General features: G+C 57.2%; 16 protein-coding genes, 3 tRNA genes and 1 pseudogene. 9 read left to right on the forward strand and 11 right to left on the reverse strand.

What is annotated here, in order from left to right:
* Positions 1–28 precede the first annotated feature (28 nt).
* The gene (locus AC1P02_RS14640) at positions 29–1,153 is read left to right on the forward strand and encodes a hypothetical protein (RefSeq protein WP_485182540.1); all 1,125 of its coding nucleotides are present in this window, start codon (positions 29–31) and stop codon (positions 1,151–1,153) included.
* Here AC1P02_RS14640 and AC1P02_RS14645 read toward each other — a convergent pair.
* The 3 genes from AC1P02_RS14645 to AC1P02_RS14655 form a co-directional block, all read right to left on the reverse strand.
* A tRNA-His gene (locus tag AC1P02_RS14645) sits at positions 1,154–1,229 on the reverse strand.
* A gap of 52 nt (positions 1,230–1,281) precedes the next feature.
* A tRNA-Arg gene (locus AC1P02_RS14650) sits at positions 1,282–1,358 on the reverse strand.
* Between the two features lie 37 nt (positions 1,359–1,395).
* A tRNA-Pro gene (locus AC1P02_RS14655) sits at positions 1,396–1,472 on the reverse strand.
* A 203-nt stretch (positions 1,473–1,675) separates the two neighbouring features.
* Between AC1P02_RS14655 and folD the strand changes: the two genes are divergently transcribed.
* A complete protein-coding gene (gene folD, locus AC1P02_RS14660) occupies positions 1,676–2,539 on the forward strand; it encodes a bifunctional methylenetetrahydrofolate dehydrogenase/methenyltetrahydrofolate cyclohydrolase FolD (protein WP_485182541.1) in 864 nt (287 codons plus the stop codon).
* Positions 2,540–2,649: 110 nt separating this feature from the next.
* On the opposite strand, the gene cspD is transcribed toward folD, so the two are convergent.
* Positions 2,650–2,868 (reverse strand): cold shock-like protein CspD, encoded by a 219-nt coding sequence (gene cspD / locus AC1P02_RS14665; RefSeq protein ID WP_005300025.1) that lies wholly within the window; start codon positions 2,866–2,868, stop codon positions 2,650–2,652.
* Positions 2,869–3,097: 229 nt separating this feature from the next.
* Here cspD and clpS point away from each other — a divergent pair, with 229 nt between their 5' ends.
* Both clpS and clpA read left to right on the forward strand, forming a co-directional pair.
* Complete coding sequence (gene clpS / locus AC1P02_RS14670) at positions 3,098–3,415, forward strand: ATP-dependent Clp protease adapter ClpS (RefSeq protein WP_005310725.1); 318 nt, start codon at positions 3,098–3,100, stop codon at positions 3,413–3,415.
* Between the two features lie 59 nt (positions 3,416–3,474).
* The gene (gene clpA, locus AC1P02_RS14675; protein WP_485182542.1) at positions 3,475–5,727 is read left to right on the forward strand and encodes an ATP-dependent Clp protease ATP-binding subunit ClpA; all 2,253 of its coding nucleotides are present in this window, start codon (positions 3,475–3,477) and stop codon (positions 5,725–5,727) included.
* 68 nt (positions 5,728–5,795) lie between these two features.
* On the opposite strand, the gene infA is transcribed toward clpA, so the two are convergent.
* The 3 genes from infA to aat all read right to left on the reverse strand — a co-directional run bounded on the left by infA (position 5,796) and on the right by aat (position 7,503).
* A complete protein-coding gene (infA, locus tag AC1P02_RS14680; RefSeq protein ID WP_005300033.1) occupies positions 5,796–6,014 on the reverse strand; it encodes a translation initiation factor IF-1 in 219 nt (72 codons plus the stop codon).
* A gap of 68 nt (positions 6,015–6,082) precedes the next feature.
* Entirely contained in the window at positions 6,083–6,799 is a 717-nt protein-coding gene (locus AC1P02_RS14685; RefSeq protein ID WP_005310729.1) for an arginyltransferase, read from the reverse strand.
* Positions 6,796–7,503 (reverse strand): leucyl/phenylalanyl-tRNA--protein transferase, encoded by a 708-nt coding sequence (aat, locus tag AC1P02_RS14690; protein ID WP_485182543.1) that lies wholly within the window; start codon positions 7,501–7,503, stop codon positions 6,796–6,798. Before aat ends, AC1P02_RS14685 begins: the two co-directional genes overlap by 4 nt.
* A 19-nt stretch (positions 7,504–7,522) precedes the next feature.
* Between aat and AC1P02_RS14695 the strand changes: the two genes are divergently transcribed.
* Complete coding sequence (locus AC1P02_RS14695; protein ID WP_485182544.1) at positions 7,523–7,993, forward strand: outer membrane lipoprotein; 471 nt, start codon at positions 7,523–7,525, stop codon at positions 7,991–7,993.
* Between the two features lie 102 nt (positions 7,994–8,095).
* On the opposite strand, the gene AC1P02_RS14700 is transcribed toward AC1P02_RS14695, so the two are convergent.
* The 4 genes and pseudogenes from AC1P02_RS14700 to AC1P02_RS14715 all read right to left on the reverse strand — a co-directional run.
* Positions 8,096–9,343 (reverse strand): diguanylate cyclase, encoded by a 1,248-nt coding sequence (locus AC1P02_RS14700; RefSeq protein WP_125609316.1) that lies wholly within the window; start codon positions 9,341–9,343, stop codon positions 8,096–8,098.
* A gap of 57 nt (positions 9,344–9,400) precedes the next feature.
* Positions 9,401–10,351, reverse strand: a complete 951-nt coding sequence (gene trxB / locus AC1P02_RS14705) for a thioredoxin-disulfide reductase (protein ID WP_021140586.1) — start codon at positions 10,349–10,351, stop codon at positions 9,401–9,403.
* A 58-nt stretch (positions 10,352–10,409) separates the two neighbouring features.
* Positions 10,410–10,787, reverse strand: coding sequence for a hypothetical protein (locus AC1P02_RS14710; protein ID WP_485182545.1), 378 nt, complete (start codon positions 10,785–10,787; stop codon positions 10,410–10,412).
* A gap of 288 nt (positions 10,788–11,075) precedes the next feature.
* A pseudogene (locus AC1P02_RS14715) lies at positions 11,076–11,273 on the reverse strand (alanine dehydrogenase); the annotation flags it as partial.
* Positions 11,274–11,423: 150 nt separating this feature from the next.
* Here AC1P02_RS14715 and lrp point away from each other — a divergent pair.
* The 4 genes from lrp (at position 11,424) to AC1P02_RS14735 (ending at position 16,788) form a co-directional block, all read left to right on the forward strand.
* The gene (gene lrp, locus AC1P02_RS14720) at positions 11,424–11,915 is read left to right on the forward strand and encodes a leucine-responsive transcriptional regulator Lrp (RefSeq protein WP_005300047.1); all 492 of its coding nucleotides are present in this window, start codon (positions 11,424–11,426) and stop codon (positions 11,913–11,915) included.
* Positions 11,916–12,117: 202 nt separating this feature from the next.
* Positions 12,118–14,640 (forward strand): DNA translocase FtsK, encoded by a 2,523-nt coding sequence (locus AC1P02_RS14725; protein WP_485182546.1) that lies wholly within the window; start codon positions 12,118–12,120, stop codon positions 14,638–14,640.
* Positions 14,641–14,717: 77 nt separating this feature from the next.
* Positions 14,718–15,326, forward strand: coding sequence for an outer membrane lipoprotein periplasmic chaperone LolA (gene lolA / locus AC1P02_RS14730; RefSeq protein ID WP_034523846.1), 609 nt, complete (start codon positions 14,718–14,720; stop codon positions 15,324–15,326).
* Positions 15,327–15,444: 118 nt separating this feature from the next.
* Entirely contained in the window at positions 15,445–16,788 is a 1,344-nt protein-coding gene (locus AC1P02_RS14735; RefSeq protein ID WP_485182547.1) for a replication-associated recombination protein A, read from the forward strand.
* Positions 16,789–17,008 lie beyond the last annotated feature (220 nt).

The following is a 17,008-nucleotide window of genomic DNA, read 5'->3' on the forward strand; positions in this document are numbered from 1 at the left end:
GCTCAACAGCCTTAAGAGCGGCACCTTCTTGATTGGTCGCAACCGCATCTGGCACGGCGGCATCCACCTCAATGAGAAAGGGGGCTGGCACCCGAGCGGCGCTGTACACGCCATTGCGGATGGGGAAATCGTGGCCTACCGGCTGGCGACCGAACCCGCCAAGGCGACCCGCAGCCCCGAAGCAGGAAAACAGGGGGAAGGCATTGACTTGTATACCTCCCCGTCGTTTTGTCTGTTACGCCATCACTACGAGGCGGGTGAGCAAAACAAGAACCGTCTGACCTTTTACTGCCTCTACATGCACATAGCGTGTGAGAACACTTACAACAGCCCAGAGGCGGCGCGAGTGACCGTCAAGGGGACAGGCGTGTCCACCTATGAACCGGTGGCGGGGGGGGATCCCCTCAAGCTGACACGCCGACTGTCGGGCAATAACCCTGTGCATGCGAAAACGGGGGCTGAGGTGAAGTTGCTCCAGCAAACCCCGAGCAATCTGCGAAACCACAGAGATGAGGTCCACAATTACTTCCTGGTGCACTACGTCGATGAACCGAACAGCCCGTTCTATATCGCACAAAGCCAGTTGCAGCAGGAATATCCGCAAAAGCCGAAGTGGATGACCCCACCAGAAGGCAAACCGGCCCGTCATAACATCCCCGGTAACACTTGGTTACGGCAAACGGCTGACACCACGGCGGGGAGCCTGGGGCTGCCTGCTGGCAGTGAGGTGGTGGTATCTGGTGAGTCACAGATGGTGACCGTCGGTGGCGGCCCGACCGAGTTTCGTAAAGTGCAGGTGTTCAAGGCGGGCAGCGGCTCCGTCAAAGACAGCGCCAATCGGGTGATGACCAATGCAGGCAAAGGGTCGCTTGGTTGGTTGGCAAAAAGCAAGATGGGTGCGGGACTGGCCGCCGAGCCGAGTGTCCCCGTCGAATTCAAAGAGGATGCGCCCGTTGTTGACCGAAGTGATAATCCGATAGCGGTGCAGGCCGGAGAGGTCATTGGTCACTGGGGCGAACATCAGATAGCCACTGCCGGTGCAAGCGGCTTCGTGAAAGACGCCGACAGTAAAGCCGTGCACTTTGAGGTGTTTGTGACCGAGCAGGGTAGCAAAGATGATTCTGAGAAAAGGAATAAACAGGCGAGGGGGTAATGGGGTGGCTGATGGGGCTCGAACCCACGACAACCGGAATCACAATCCGGGACTCTACCAACTGAGCTACAGCCACCACTGAAAATATCCATTAATACCATCCATCCCGGGGAGAGAGGATTCATTAATGGTGCGCCCTGCAGGATTCGAACCTGCGACCCACGGCTTAGAAGGCCGTTGCTCTATCCGACTGAGCTAAGGGCGCTCTGTATCGATCAGCCAAGGTGGCTCATCGATGAACTTGGTCGGTGATAAAGGATTCGAACCTTTGACCCTCTGGTCCCAAACCAGATGCGCTACCGGGCTGCGCTAATCACCGAAAATTTCCTGTCCAGCATACCTATAGCGGCTGTACTGGGCAACGGGCGGGCATCATACCCAAGCGGGAAAGGCAGCGTCAACGTATTTTTCCGCCAGTAAATTCAAGTGCCTACTTATTGCCCGCCCAGCGAGCGCTGCTAACACCCGCGCCAAAAAAATGCGACAATGCGCGGCAGTTGAACACATGGTGAGTGAAGAACGATGTCTGCCAAAATCATTGATGGAAAACAGGTTGCGCAAACGATTCGCAATCAGGTCGCAGCGCAAGTCCAACAGCGGTTGGCACAAGGGAAACGGGCGCCAGGTCTGGCGGTGATCCTAGTCGGAGTGGATCCGGCGTCTCAGGTCTATGTCGGCAGCAAGCGCCGCGCCTGTGAAGAGGTGGGGTTTATCTCCCGCTCTTACGATCTGAGCGCGACGGCGAGTCAGGAAGAGCTGCTGGCCCTGATCGATCGGCTCAATGATGATGCGGACGTAGACGGCATTCTGGTGCAACTGCCGCTGCCGGCCCATTGTGATACGACTCAGGTGCTGGAGCGTATTCGTCCCGACAAGGACGTGGATGGCTTCCACCCGTACAACGTGGGCCGTCTGGCGCAGCGCATTCCGGCACTGCGCCCCTGTACGCCCAAGGGCATCATGACCCTGATAGAGACCACTGGCGTCAAGACTCATGGTTTGCATGCTGTTGTGGTCGGTGCATCCAACATAGTGGGGCGCCCGATGACGCTGGAGCTGCTGCTGGCTGGTTGCACCACGACCACCTGCCACCGCTTCACTCAGGATCTGGAACAGCAGGTGCGTCGTGCCGACTTGCTGGTCGTGGCCGTGGGCAAGCCGAACTTCATTCCGGGAGAGTGGATCAAGCCGGGTGCCCTGGTGATCGACGTGGGCATCAATCGTCTGGCTGACGGCTCTCTTGTGGGGGATGTGGAGTTCGAGACGGCGCGTAATCATGCCTCTTTCATCACACCGGTTCCGGGTGGTGTTGGCCCCATGACGGTAGCGAGCCTGATGGAAAACACCCTGAGTGCCTGTCAGGACTATCACGACCAGGCACTGTGATGATGGGTGAAGCCTGCATCTGATCGGCTTCACGCTCGCACCCAAAGCTCAAAATAAAAAACCCGGCAACCTTGCGGTTCGCCGGGTTTTTTATTTATCCAGTTTGACTCTTACATGTTCTGTGCTTCGTTTGGCACGATGACAGAGGCGTGATTTCCTTTCGGCCCCTGCTGCAGTTCGAAGTTGACTGCCTGACCTGCTTTCAAGGTCTTGTAACCTTCCATTTGTATCGTGGAGTAGTGGGCGAAGATATCTTCACCACCCCCTTCCGGACAGATAAACCCAAATCCTTTTGCGTTGTTAAACCACTTGACTGTTCCGGTTGCCATACATCTACATCCTTTTATTGATTACCCTGAAGTCGTTGAGTAACCTGCGCCAGCCCTTTATAACTAGTAGCATACGTCTATAGCAGACGGGCGCCGATTAGCAAGTAACCAATCTAGTCTAACTTTTGAGCGAGTCAAGGAGTTGTTAACAACTGATGTGATCTGGTTAACAAGTCTATTGACAATCTTGTGTTAGACGGTAGTAATCTAGAGGTACCGAAGCGCGACTATGAGCAAGCAGAAAGAACTCTTTGCTAATGAAGAGATTGCACAAGCAGAGAAAACGAAGCTGCAACCGCCACCCATGTACAAGGTCGTCCTGAACAACGACGACTACACACCGATGGAGTTTGTGGTGGAGGTGCTGCAAAAGTTCTTTGGTATGGATTTGGACAAGGCTACCCAAGTGATGCTGAGTGTGCATTATAGTGGTAAGGGAGTCTGTGGTACGTTTACCGCCGAGATTGCCGAAACCAAAGTGGTCCAGGTCAACACCTATTCACGTAACAATGAACATCCACTGCTGTGTACCATGGAAAAGGCTTGAATCTGATGACTTGATGGCGAGAACGACACCACATTGTTGCTGTACTAGGGGAGGTGCCTATGTTGAATAAAGATCTAGAAAAGACGCTGAACGAGGCTTTCAAACTGGCCCGTGACGAGCGCCACGAATTCATGACTGTCGAGCACCTGTTGTTAGCCCTGCTGGATAACAGCTCAGCCCATGAGGCGTTGAGTTCGTGTGGTGCTGATGTGGAACTGATGCGCAAAGAGATCAGTGCATTCATCGGTCAAACAACCCCGCTTATTCCCCGCGATGATGAAGACAGAGAAACCCAGCCCACGCTTGGCTTCCAGCGGGTGTTGCAGCGTGCTGTCTTCCATGTGCAATCCTCCGGCAATACTGAGGTCAACGGCGCCAACGTGCTGGTAGCCATTTTCAGTGAGCAGGAATCTCAGGCGGCCTATTTTCTGAAAAAGGCCGAGATAAGCCGGCTGGACGTGGTCAATTTCCTCTCCCACGGAGTGCGAAAAGACAGCAAGCCGGACAACAGCAGTAACAATGCCGAGTCTGACGATGATGTCTCTGCTGCCCAGATAGAAAGCTTTGCCACCAACCTGAATCAGCTGGTGCTGGAGGGACGTATCGACCCGCTCATCGGCCGCGATCAGGAACTGAGCCGCACCATTCAGGTACTGTGCCGTCGCCGCAAGAACAACCCGCTGCTGGTGGGGGAGGCTGGTGTAGGCAAGACAGCCATCGCCGAGGGGCTGGCCTATCGCATCGTCAAGGGTGATGTGCCCGAGGTGATTGCCGGCAGCACTATCTATTCACTCGACATGGGCTCCCTGCTGGCGGGCACCAAATACCGTGGTGACTTCGAGAAGCGTCTCAAGGTGCTGCTCAAACAGATTGAGCGCCAAGAAGGGGCCATCCTCTTCATCGACGAGATCCACACCATCATAGGGGCCGGTGCGGCTTCGGGTGGCCAGCTTGACGCCGCCAACCTCATCAAGCCGTTGCTCTCCAATGGTTTGCTGCGCTGTGTCGGGTCGACAACCTACCAGGAATACTCCCAGATCTTCGAGAAAGACCGTGCCTTGGCCCGTCGTTTCCAGAAGATCGATATTGTCGAGCCGAGTGTGGATGACACCACTCGCATTCTGATGGGGCTCAAGAGCCGTTACGAATCGCACCACGGCGTGCGTTATACCGTGAAGGCGATCCGTGCTGCGGTCGAACTCTCGGCCAAATATATCAACGACCGTCATCTGCCTGACAAGGCTATCGACGTGATCGACGAGGCCGGGGCAGGGCAGCGGCTGCTGCCGGTGAGCAAGCGCAAGAAAGTGATCAATGTGCCGGAAATCGAAGCCATCGTTGCCAAGATTGCCCGTATCCCGGAGAAATCTGTTTCTTCTTCCGACAAGGAAGTGCTGAAGAACCTGGAGCGCAATCTCAAGATGGTGGTGTTTGGCCAGGACAAGGCCATAGAGGTGTTGACCGATGCCATCCGGCTGTCACGCTCCGGTCTTGGCAATGAACGCCGCCCAGTGGGTTGCTTCCTGTTTGCCGGCCCGACCGGAGTGGGCAAGACAGAGGTCACCCAGCAGCTCGGCAAGGCGCTCGGGGTGGAAATGCTGCGTTTTGATATGTCCGAGTACATGGAGCGCCATACCGTCTCACGTTTGATTGGTGCCCCTCCCGGTTATGTCGGTTTTGAACAGGGCGGCTTGCTGACCGACTCAGTGCTCAAGCATCCTCACTCGGTGGTGTTGCTGGACGAGATTGAGAAGGCGCACCCGGATGTGTTCAACCTGCTGTTGCAGGTAATGGACAACGGGACCCTGACGGACAACAACGGGCGCAAGGCCGATTTCCGTAACGTGATCCTGGTGATGACCACCAACGCCGGTGTGCAGGAGACCCAACGCAAGTCCATTGGCTTCCAGCAACAAGATATGAGCCACGATGCCATGGCGGTGATAAACAAGACGTTCAGTCCAGAGTTCCGCAACCGGCTGGATCACACCATCTGGTTCAACCATCTGGATATGCAGGTGATCCACCAGGTGGTCGACAAGTTCATTGTCGAGTTGCAGGTACAGCTGGATGCCAAGGGCGTGTCTCTTGAAGTGTCCGAGGGTGTCCGCCACTGGTTGGCCGAGAAGGGATATGACAGGGCCATGGGAGCCAGACCCATGGGACGGGTCATCCAGGAACACCTCAAGAAACCACTGGCCAATGAAATCCTGTTTGGATCACTGGTTGATGGAGGGGTAGTGAAGGTTGAGTTGGTAAATGACAGCCTCAGCTTTGACTTTCAGGTCAATATTGAAGCTGTCTCCCACTAAGCACTGATAGTTAGAAAGCGACAAAAAACCCCAGCCGAGAGGTTGGGGTTTTTTGCTGAATTCCTGGCTTAGCGAGAGCGGAAAACAATACGTCCCTTGGAGAGATCGTACGGAGTCAGAGCTACCGTTACTTTGTCCCCAGTCAGGATACGGATGTAGTTTTTGCGCATCTTGCCGGAAATATGAGCGATAACCACGTGACCATTTTCCAGTTCCACACGGAACATGGTATTGGGCAGGGTTTCGAGAATGGTGCCCTGCATCTCAATACTGTCTTCTTTAGCCATTGAATCCTCTTGATAAGCCACAACAAAAATCCGCTGGATCATGCCGGATTTAAGGCTATGTGTAAAGTTTACTCGGGCTTGGTGTCGATATTTTTCCATTCCCCCTGTATCAGCCGCTCGTGAGGCAGGTATTGGCGCTTGTAATTCATCTTGCGGCACGCCTCCACCAGATAGCCAAGATACAACCAGGTGCGACCTGTGCGCTTGGCCAGATCCAGCTGACTCAGAATGGCAAAGGTACCGAGGGAGCGATCGGCGTGAGCCGGATCGAAAAAGGTATACATGGCGCTCAAGGAGTGGGGGAGCAGATCCGTGGTAGCGACCCCGATCAGCCGGTTGTCCTTGCGCATTTCGAGGTAAAGTGGCGGCATCCAGTCGCAATGCAAAAAGCCCTTGTATTGGGTCCGGCTGGGGGGATACATGCTGCCGTCATGGTGGCGCTCGCGAATGTAGCGCTCGTAGAGCTGGTAATACTCGGGCTTGTCGTCATAGCTGAGCACCAGTTCAAGGTCCTGATTCAACTGCCGGATCCGCTTCTGGCTGCGGCTCGGCACGAAGCGTTCGCTGTGAATGCGCAGCGACTGGCAGGCACTGCAGGCCGGGCAGTGGGGCCGATAGATGTCATTTCCGCTGCGCCGAAATCCCGCCGTCAGCAATCGCTCATAGCCGCTGGCATTGAGCAGGTTGTGGTCCATCAATACCAGCAGTTGCTCCTGTTCATGGCCCAGATAGCTGCATTGATGCTTGGGGGTCAGGCCTACCTTGAGGATCACTTCTTCTGTCATAGGCTGATGTTCCCCGCTTGCCAGCAGTTATCTGCCAACGGCTGCCGGCTCAGTTTGGTCAGCGCCGTCAAAAACGTCTCTCTTGGCCACTCCTGGATCCCCATGGTGGCCAGAAAATCATTCTGCATCTGGCAATCGATCAGTGCACCACCGTGGCTGGCGAAGTGGTGACAGAGCGCCACCATGGCCAGCTTGGCGCCGTTGTCGATGCGGCTGAACATGGACTCACCGCAGAAGAGGCGGCCGAGGGAGAGGCCATAGAGGCCAGCTTGCAACTGGCCATGTTGCCAGATCTCGACGGAGTGGGCATGGCCAAGGTGATGAAGTTGTCGATAGGCGTCGATCATGGGCGTGCTTATCCAGGTTCCACTGGCGCTGCGACGGGGGGCGGCGCAGGCCGCTATTACCTCATTAAAGGCGCGATTGATGGAAATATCGAATGAGGTGCGGCGGATAAATTTGCGCAGGCTGCGACCTATGTGCAACTGTTCGGGGATGATGACCCCTCTGGGATCCGGCGACCACCACAGCAACGGCTGGTGGGGCTCATTCCACGGGAAGATCCCCTTGTGGTAAGCTGCCAGCAATCGTTCAGGGGAGAGATCCCCGCCGATCGCCAGCAGGCCGTTGGGTTCATCCAGTGCGTGCTCGGGGTCGGGAAACCAGCACAGCGCATCATCCAATTGGGTAAGATAGCGAGACATAAGGCGAAGAGGTTCACAGATGAAGGCCATTATCCTGATAGTATCCAGCTTGCTCTGCTTTGTCACTGCGCCCGCCGGGGCCCAGGTTTACGAGCGCAACACGGCGCGGCCCGTCAATCAGGTGGTGTTTGGCCAGGTGGAGACGGTGCGCAACATCACCCAGCGCCAGATCCTGGAGTCTGAACATTCCGGCTGGAAAACCCTGGGCGGCGCCGTTTTGGGCGGCCTGCTTGGCAACCAGTTTGGTGGTGGTCATGGCCGTGAAATTGCTACCGCCGTGGGGGCACTGGCAGGGGCCGCTGCCGCGCAGCATTATCAATCAGGTGGATCCGTGGTGGAGAACAAGCTGGTGGAGCTGCTCATTCGCAACGAGCAGAGCGGGCTCATCAATGTCATTCAGGATTATGATCCGGCCATGGTATTCATGAACGGCGACAAGGTGCGCATCCTCTATTTCGACGATGGGGTACGAGTCGACAAGACCTACTGAGGCAAGGCATATCGAGCGAAGCAGGGAAGAGGGAAGGGGAGCAACCCGACGGTCTCCATTGACAGGAGCCAGTCGGGCGGTACTACACGGAACTCATCTAGCTCATGCAGATGAGCCCTGAGACACTATCTTGTCGCGACCTGTGTTTTTTGCCTGATAGAGCAGGCGATCCGCTTCACTCAGTGCCTCGTCCATGGAGACTCGCCCGACATTGATCACCCCGAAACTGGCGCGAACGAACAGCGGCGTCTCCCGTGACAAGGGTTGCTGACGCAGTTGTTGGCGCAGTCCCTCCAGCCGTTTGAGCAGCACTGGCACTGTGCAATGGGGCACCATAAGGGCAAACTCCTCTCCCCCAAAGCGGGCAATCATGGCATCGGGGAAGAACTGGGTCAGCAACCGGGTGAGGTGGCAGAGCAGCTGATCGCCGATGGCATGACCCCAGTGATCGTTGACCTGCTTGAAGTGATCCACATCGAGGACACACAGCGCGAGCGGCGTCTGCTGGCGTTGATGCTCCTCAAACCACTTTTGCCCCTCGTTGAACCAGTAGCGCCGGTTATAAAGCCCGGTCAGGTAGTCGCGGTTGGCGGATTCCTGAATGCTGTTGAACTGCTCAAGCGCCTCCAGGTTATGGCTGACCCGACACTGCAACTCTTCCGGCTCGAACGGCTGGTTGAGAAAGTCGTTGGCCCCTTGCTTGAGGTAGCGAGCAGACAAGCCCCGTTTGTCCGACACCGAGATCCCTATGATGGCGAGCTGCTGCTTGCTGTAGCGCTCTCGCAGCATCCGTACCAGGCTGATGCCGTCAATTTCCGGCATATAGTAGTCGACCAGTACCAGCCGGATGGCCGGATTCTGCTCAAGGGTGGCCAGGGCTTCGCGGGCATGGCTCGCCTCGTGGACCAGCAACAACTGCTTGCGTAGCTGTGCCATGGTGCGGTGGCGGGAGGTGCGTGAATCATCGACGACCAGCACTTCAATCTGCTGATTGAGATAGAGGCGATGCACCAGACCGACCGCGTATTGCAGGGAGTGACGTGAATCTTTCATCACATAATCCAGCACCCCTGCTTCCAGCCAGGCCTCCCGCTTGTCTTCGCTGATGTCGGCGGTGAGGATCACCACTGGCAAGCCTCGTTCCAGCAGTACCTTGACGGCTTCCCCGCTGGGAGCATCAGGCAGGGTGAGATCCACCAGTGCGACCACGTATTCGTCTCCCTGGCAGTGACGTGCCCCCTCCAAGGTATCGAAGGCATCAATCTCCAGGCCAGTTTGCTGCGCGATGGCCTGGATCAACATGCGACGGATCGTCATGCTATCTTCGACAATCAATATTTTCTGTTTCATCCGGCTCCTTAACGTAAAAAGGCATGCCTCACGGCATGCCTTTTATATCCCTTGCGCTTATTGCGCGTCCAGATATCGCTCGGCATCGAGGGCTGCCATGCAGCCGGTGCCGGCAGACGTAATGGCTTGACGGTAGTTGTGATCGGCCACGTCACCGGCGGCAAATACCCCTTCAATGCTGGTCTGGGTGGCAAAGCCGTCCAGCCCGCCACGGACGATCAGGTAGCCGTTTTGCATCGCCAGCTGGCCCTCGAAGATCTGGGTATTCGGCTGGTGACCGATAGCGATGAATACGCCCATCAGCGGCAGATCCGTGGTGGTGTCATCCTGCGTGCTGCGCAGGCGCACACCGGTCACGCCCATCTGATCCCCCAGCACTTCGTCCAGGGTCTGGTGGGTGTGCAGCACTATGTTGCCGCTCGCTACCTTGTCGTGCAGACGCTTGATCAGGATCTTCTCGGCGCGAAACTCATCGCGGCGGTGAATGAGGTGCACCTTCTTGGCGATGTTGGCAAGATAGAGTGCCTCTTCCACTGCGGTATTGCCGCCGCCGATCACCGCCACTTCCTGGTTGCGATAGAAGAAGCCGTCACAGGTAGCGCAGGCGGAGACGCCGCGTCCCTTGAAGGCCTCTTCGGAAGGCAGTCCCAAATATTTGGCGGAGGCGCCGGTGGCGATGATCAGTGCATCGCAGGTGTATTCGGCGCTGTCGCCCTTGAGGCGGAACGGACGCTGGGTCAGCTCCACTTCATTGATGTGATCAAACAGGATGCGGGTATCGAACTTCTCCGCATGGGCCTTCATGCGCTCCATCAGGGCTGGACCGGTCAGACCTTCGGGATCACCGGGCCAGTTTTCCACCTCTGTGGTGGTGGTCAGCTGACCACCTTGCTGCATGCCTGTGATAAGCAGAGGATTCAGGTTGGCGCGGGCTGCGTAGACGGCGGCAGTGTAACCGGCCGGGCCTGACCCCAGGATCAGCAGTTTGCTGTGAGTGACTTGGCTCATGATGTGATTTCCGAGACGTGATGAGTTTGCGCGATTGTAGGTAATTCGTGATATGGGGTCAAAGGTCAGTGAGTCGATTGTGCCAATCGATGATAGGTGCAGGCTGATGCTTATTTTGAGGTGAAAAGAGTCCATTCTGGACGGATCCTGACTCAGAGAAGTGCGTTTGCCGACGCCATGTTGGGCGTGGCTTGCGAGTTCGCTCGGGATGGCCTTGGTCCCCCGGTATTTCGGCTGCGTTGTCGGGTCTTGCCTCGTTGATGAAGCCGCAAACCGGATGTGTACGGGTGAGGGGGCTTCTCGTCTTTGTCCGTATCTGTGTCATGTCGACGATGGCCGAACCCGGCTTCATGCGGACAATATGGTCATGGTTGACAACTCTTGGCGCAGTGGCGCCCGGTGCCATCATTGCGCAGCTGATCCCTGTCTTGACCATTTCAACAGCGAGATGACGGTCAGCAGAGTACTAAGACAGTCAGGCTGAAGAGGAGCATGCGGGCTATTCGAATGAATAGAGATGCGTTCAGCCACTTTCTTCGCCATGGGCGGCAGCGTCAGGTCATTTCGGGCGGATGGTTTAGCGGGGGCCGCGATTGACTGACAGAGCCAGTACCCGGGACCCAATGCAAACAGGTGGCACAACGGAATTAAAGAGGGGGTGTTCCCCGCGGGTCAGGCATGTTTGATGTGCGGAGTTATCTGGTCTGGATGATCATCCGGTCTAGGCGAAAACGGCTGCTTCAGAGACCAAAATATCGGCACCGACAGCGCGATAATCTGCCTCATCCAAGCCAATGCCGCTTCCTGCGCCGCTTTGGACGAAAACAGTATGGTTTCGTGCTGTCAGTTCACGTACACTGGCCGGAACCATGTCTAGGCGATATTCATGGTTTTTTATTTCTTTAGGTACACCGATAATCATGCTATCCCTCGTCTATCGACCGGTGTTTTATGTTGCTTCAAGGTTACGTAACATTTGCGCCTAGCATATTCAGGTATTGACAGTATTTGTGACCATAATTATAAAATGACTGGTGATTCTTACCAAAAAATAGCCAAAGGATGGAATAAAATGATGGAAGCTAAGAGTCGGCTAAAGGATTTGGACAGGATTGACCGCAACATTCTGAATGAACTGCAAAAGGATGGCAGGATTTCGAATGTTGAGTTGTCCAAGCGAGTTGGCCTGAGTCCTACACCGTGTCTGGAACGGGTTCGTCGCCTCGAGCGACAAGGTTATATCGAAGGATATGCCGCTATTCTGAACCCTCATTATCTGGATGCGTCTCTGCTGGTGTTCGTGGAAATTACCCTCAATCGCGGTGCGCCGGATGTGTTTGAACAGTTCAACAAGGCTGTTCAGGTGCTTGAAGAGATCCAGGAGTGCCATCTGGTCTCCGGCGATTTCGACTATCTGCTCAAGACCCGCGTCAGCGACATGTCGGCCTACCGCCGCCTGCTGGGGGAAACCCTGCTGCGACTACCCGGCGTCAATGACACCCGCACCTATGTGGTGATGGAAGAGGTCAAGCAGAGCAGTCGTCTGGTGATCAGCACCCGTTGAGTTGGGTTATGCTGTGGCTTGCCAGGCTAATGACAAGTCACGACAGTCAGAAACGAGCGGCCGGTCCGCTCGTTTCTTCTTATCGAGTTGGTTGTGAATATGGCCCAGCCCATCAGGCACTGGCTGACAATCGGTGGGCTTTTCAGGGATACTAGGCCCCCTTATCCCCCCGCATTATATGTTTTCAGAAAGGAGCCGGAGTTTGGCCGATAAAAAGCTGTTTACTCCTTTATCAGGTACACAACGGATCTTCGAAGCCGTCTTGATCGCCATCACTCTGATGGCTGCCTATCTCTTGCTTGCCCTGTTGTCCTATCATCCCGCCGATCCCGGTTGGTCGCAGACCTCCTGGCAAGGGGAGGTGAAGAACCTCGCCGGCAGCGCGGGGGCCTGGCTCGCCGATATCACCATGTTTACCTTTGGGGCTTTCTCCTATCTGGTTCCCCCCCTGGTGGTTTTACTGGGCTGGAGCCTGTTCTGGCGTCCGAGCCGGCTGCTGGATGTGGACTATCTCACCCTGTCGGTGCGCATCGTCGGCTTCGTGCTGACCGTGCTCGGCATGTCCGCCATTGCCAGCATGAACTTCAATGACATGCAGAATTTTTCCGCCGGTGGCCTGGTGGGGGACGTGATCGCCTCCGCCGTGGTGCCGCTGTTTGGCGGCGTCGGTGCCAATCTGATGCTGCTCTGCTTCGTGGCGACCGGCATCACACTGTTTACCGGCTGGTCCTGGCTCACCATAGTCGAGCGGATTGGCGCCACCTGTACCGGTTCGGTCAGCGCCATCTACCACTTCCCCACCACACTGGGTCGCTGGTTGACCGGTGGCTGGCGTCAGCCCCGTTACGAGGGAGCCGATCCCTTGCTGGAAGGGGGCGTCGGTGCCCTCGAGCTCGATGATGAAGACGAGGATGAGCCGCACTCCAGCTGGACCCGTCGTCCCAAGGGTAACGGTACCTCCAAGGGCCAGAAGGCAACCTCCGATGAGTGGCTGCCGGAGCTCGATGACGATACCTTCCAGTTCGACCCGCAGTTTGATGATGAAGATGACGAGCCGGCACCCGTGGCCAAACCCAAGCGCGCTGCCGCTGCCAATGCCCGTCGCCAGCCGGCCCTGACCACGGCAGATGACGAGGATGACGAATTCGATCTGCCCTGGGCCGAGGGTGAGGATGAGCCGGTCGCACCGGTTGCCGCCGCGCCGGGCAAGCCCAAGCGCCGTGTGCAACTGAGCATGCCTCCCTTGCCGAGCATCGAGCTGCTGGACAGACCGCCCGCCAAGACCCAGATGATGAGCAAAGACGAGCTGGATCGTATGGGCCGTTTGGTGGAAGCCAAGCTGGCCGACTACAACGTGCAGGCCAAGGTGGTCGGTGTCTATCCGGGCCCTGTCATCACCCGTTTCGAACTGGATCTGGCCCCTGGCATGAAGGCGAGCAAGATCACCAATCTGTCGCGGGACTTGGCCCGCTCCCTCTCCGCCAGCAGTGTGCGGGTGGTGGAAGTGATCCCGGGCAAGACTTTCGTCGGTATCGAGTTGCCCAATCGGGTGCGCCAGACCGTTTACCTGCGTGAGACCCTCGATTGCGATGCTTTCCGCGATAGCCGCAACCCCCTTACCATGGGGCTCGGTCAGGACATTGCAGGGGAGCCCGTGGTGGTGAATCTGGCCAAGATGCCGCACTTGCTGGTGGCCGGTACGACCGGTTCGGGCAAGTCGGTGGGGGTCAACACCATGATCATCTCCATGCTCTACAAGTCGTCCCCGGACGATCTGCGTTTCATCATGATCGATCCCAAGATGCTGGAGCTCTCTGTCTACGAAGGGATCCCCCATCTGCTGACCGAAGTGGTCACCGACATGAAGGATGCTGCCAACGCCCTGCGCTGGTGTGTGGGCGAGATGGAGCGTCGTTACAAGCTGATGTCGGCGGTCGGGGTGCGTAACCTCAAGGGCTACAACGACAAGGTATTGGCCGCGGCTGCTGAGGGAGAACCGATGCGGGATCCCTTGTGGCGCCCGGGTGACTCCATGGATCAGATGCCGCCCGAGCTGGAAAAGCTGCCCCACATAGTGGTGGTGGTGGACGAATTCGCCGACATGATGATGATTGTCGGCAAGAAGGTTGAAGAGCTCATCGCCCGTATTGCCCAGAAAGCGCGGGCCGCCGGTATTCACCTCATACTGGCGACCCAGCGTCCCTCTGTGGATGTGATCACCGGTCTTATCAAGGCCAACATACCGACCCGCATCTCGTTCCAGGTGTCGAGCAAGATAGACTCGCGTACCATTCTGGATCAGGGCGGTGCTGAATCCCTGCTTGGCATGGGCGACATGCTCTACATGCCGGCCGGTACCTCCAACCCCACCCGTGTCCATGGCGCCTTCGTCGATGATCACGAGGTACACAAGGTGGTGGCGGACTGGAAACTGCGCGGTGAGCCGAACTACATCGAGGAGATCCTCTCCGGTGAGTCGGGCGGCGAGGGCGGCGGCGAATATGGCGGTGGTGGCGATGAAGAGCTCGACCCCCTGTTTGACGAGGCGGTGGCCTTTGTGGTGGAGTCGCGCCGTGGCTCGACGTCCAGCGTGCAGCGCAAGTTCAAGATTGGTTACAACCGTGCGGCTCGTCTCATCGAGCAGATGGAAAATCAGGGTATCGTCAGCTCGCCGGGCGGCAATGGTCAGCGCGATGTGCTGGCACCGCCGCCGGTACGGGACTAAGGCTCACCCTTCCTCTACCCTGGCCATGCCCTCACCGGGTGTGGCCTTTTATCGAGAGCGTCTTCATGAAAAGCGTGATGAAAAAACAACTGTTGATAGGGTCTGTGCTGCTGGTTGCCAGCAGTCAGGTGTGGGCGGATGCGGCCAGCAGCCTCAAGCAGAAACTGGCCGATGTGAGCCTATTCTCCGCCAAGTTTGCCCAGACCGTTTACGACAGCAAGGGCAAAGAGCTGCAAAAGGCCGGTGGCGATCTGCTGGTGCAGCGCCCGAATCGTTTCAACTGGCATACCACCTCGCCGGACGAGAGCCTGATAGTAGCGGATGGCAAGGACGTCTGGGTCTATGACCCCTTCGTCGAGCAGGTGACGGCTCTCAAACTCAAGGATGCGGTGCTCAATACTCCCTTCATCCTGATCGCCGGCAACGATGACAAATTCTGGAAGCACTATGACGTGACCCAGGAAGGGAATGTCTACACCGTTACCAGCCGCAACAAGGATGAGCTGATCGCTTCCTTTCGCGTCACGTTCGACAGGCAGAACAACATCAGTCGTTTCGATGTGAAAGAGGCACAGGGGCAGTGGAGCGAATTTACCCTGAGCAGTTTCAACCGCCAGCCGGTGCTCAAGGGCAACGAATTTGTCTTCAAGATCCCGAAGGGGGTCGAGCTGGACGACCAGCGCTGATGAGCAATTTCTCTTTGGATGTCTCGTCGGGCCATCACCTGCTGGCGGCCCGCATGATGTCTTTGGATCTATCGTCGTACTGTCCTCCACTGGCGGTCGGCATGACGCTGGATGGTCAATGCAGATGAGCAATTTATCGCTGGATTTTTCGTCGGACTTTCGTCCGCTGGCGGCCCGGATGCGGCCGCAAGACCTCGACCAGTACATAGGTCAGCAGCATATCCTGGGGCCTGACAAGCCCCTGCGCAAAGCGATCCTGGCCGGTCACTGCCACTCGATGATTTTGTGGGGGCCGCCCGGTACCGGCAAGACCACCCTGGCGGAACTGATGGCGCACTATTGTCAGGCGGAGGTGGAGCGACTCTCTGCGGTGACCTCCGGCATCAAGGAGATCCGCGCCGCCATCGACAAGGCGAAGGAGAACAGCTGGCGCGGGGTGCGTACCATATTGTTCGTCGATGAGGTGCACCGCTTCAACAAGAGCCAGCAGGATGTGTTCCTGCCCCACATCGAAGATGGCACCATCACCTTTATCGGTGCCACCACCGAAAACCCCTCGTTCGAACTCAACAACGCACTGCTCTCCCGGGCCCGGGTCTATCTGCTCAAGCGACTGGAAGAGGACGACATCCTCGCCATGATCGATCAGGCAATGACAGACTCCCGCGGTCTCAATGATCCGGCACTCACCTTTGCCCCCGGAGTGAAGGAGGCGCTTGCCAAAGCCGTGGATGGTGACGGGCGCAAATCCCTCAACTATCTGGAGCTGCTGGCCGACATGGCCGAGACCAATGGGGCAGGGGAGAGGGTGATCGACAGCGCCTTGCTCGCCGCCGTGGTGGGTGAGCATGTGGCGCGCTTTGACAAGGGCGGCGATCACTTCTACGACCTCATCTCGGCGGTGCACAAGTCCATTCGCGGCTCGGCCCCCGATGCGGCGCTCTACTGGTATGCCCGCATGGTGAGCGCAGGTTGCGATCCCCTCTACATCGCCCGCCGCTTGCTGGCGATTGCCTCGGAAGATGTGGGCAATGCCGATCCGCGTGCCATGCAGGTGGCGTTATCGGCCTGGGATTGCTTCCACCGCATCGGTCCGGCCGAAGGGGAGCGGGCCATCGCCCAGGCCATCGTCTATCTTGCCTGCGCCCCCAAGAGCAATGCGGTCTACACCGCCTGGAAAGCAGCGCTTAACGACGCCAAAAACCTGCCCGATTTCGAGGTGCCGCCGCACCTTCGCAACGCACCCACCAAGCTGATGAGCGATCTGGGCTATGGCGCCGAGTATCGCTATGCCCACGACGAGCCGGGTGCTTATGCCGCCGGCGAGAGCTATTTCCCGCCGGAATTGGCTGGCAAGCAGTACTACCAGCCCACGGATCGCGGTCTCGAGAAGCAGATCGCCCAGAAGCTCGATTATCTCCACGAGCTGGATAAACAGAGCCCACGCAAGCGGGACACCTGACAGGGCGAGCCAGCTGATGTGCATTCGCCCAAGTGTGCAGTGTGGTCCCCGGTGCTATATGAGCCTTGCATCGTCAAGGGGCCAGCAGGGGGCGTATTTGCCCTCACATGGCAGGTAACGTCAGTAAAAACGACATAAATAGTCCCTGTTCGCGCGGGGGGGCGGTCTGATACACTGCCCCTCTGACCCCGCTTGTCTTGGCCTGATGCCATCTTCTTGA

The organism is Aeromonas sp. TS_SC_11, from assembly GCF_057318915.1.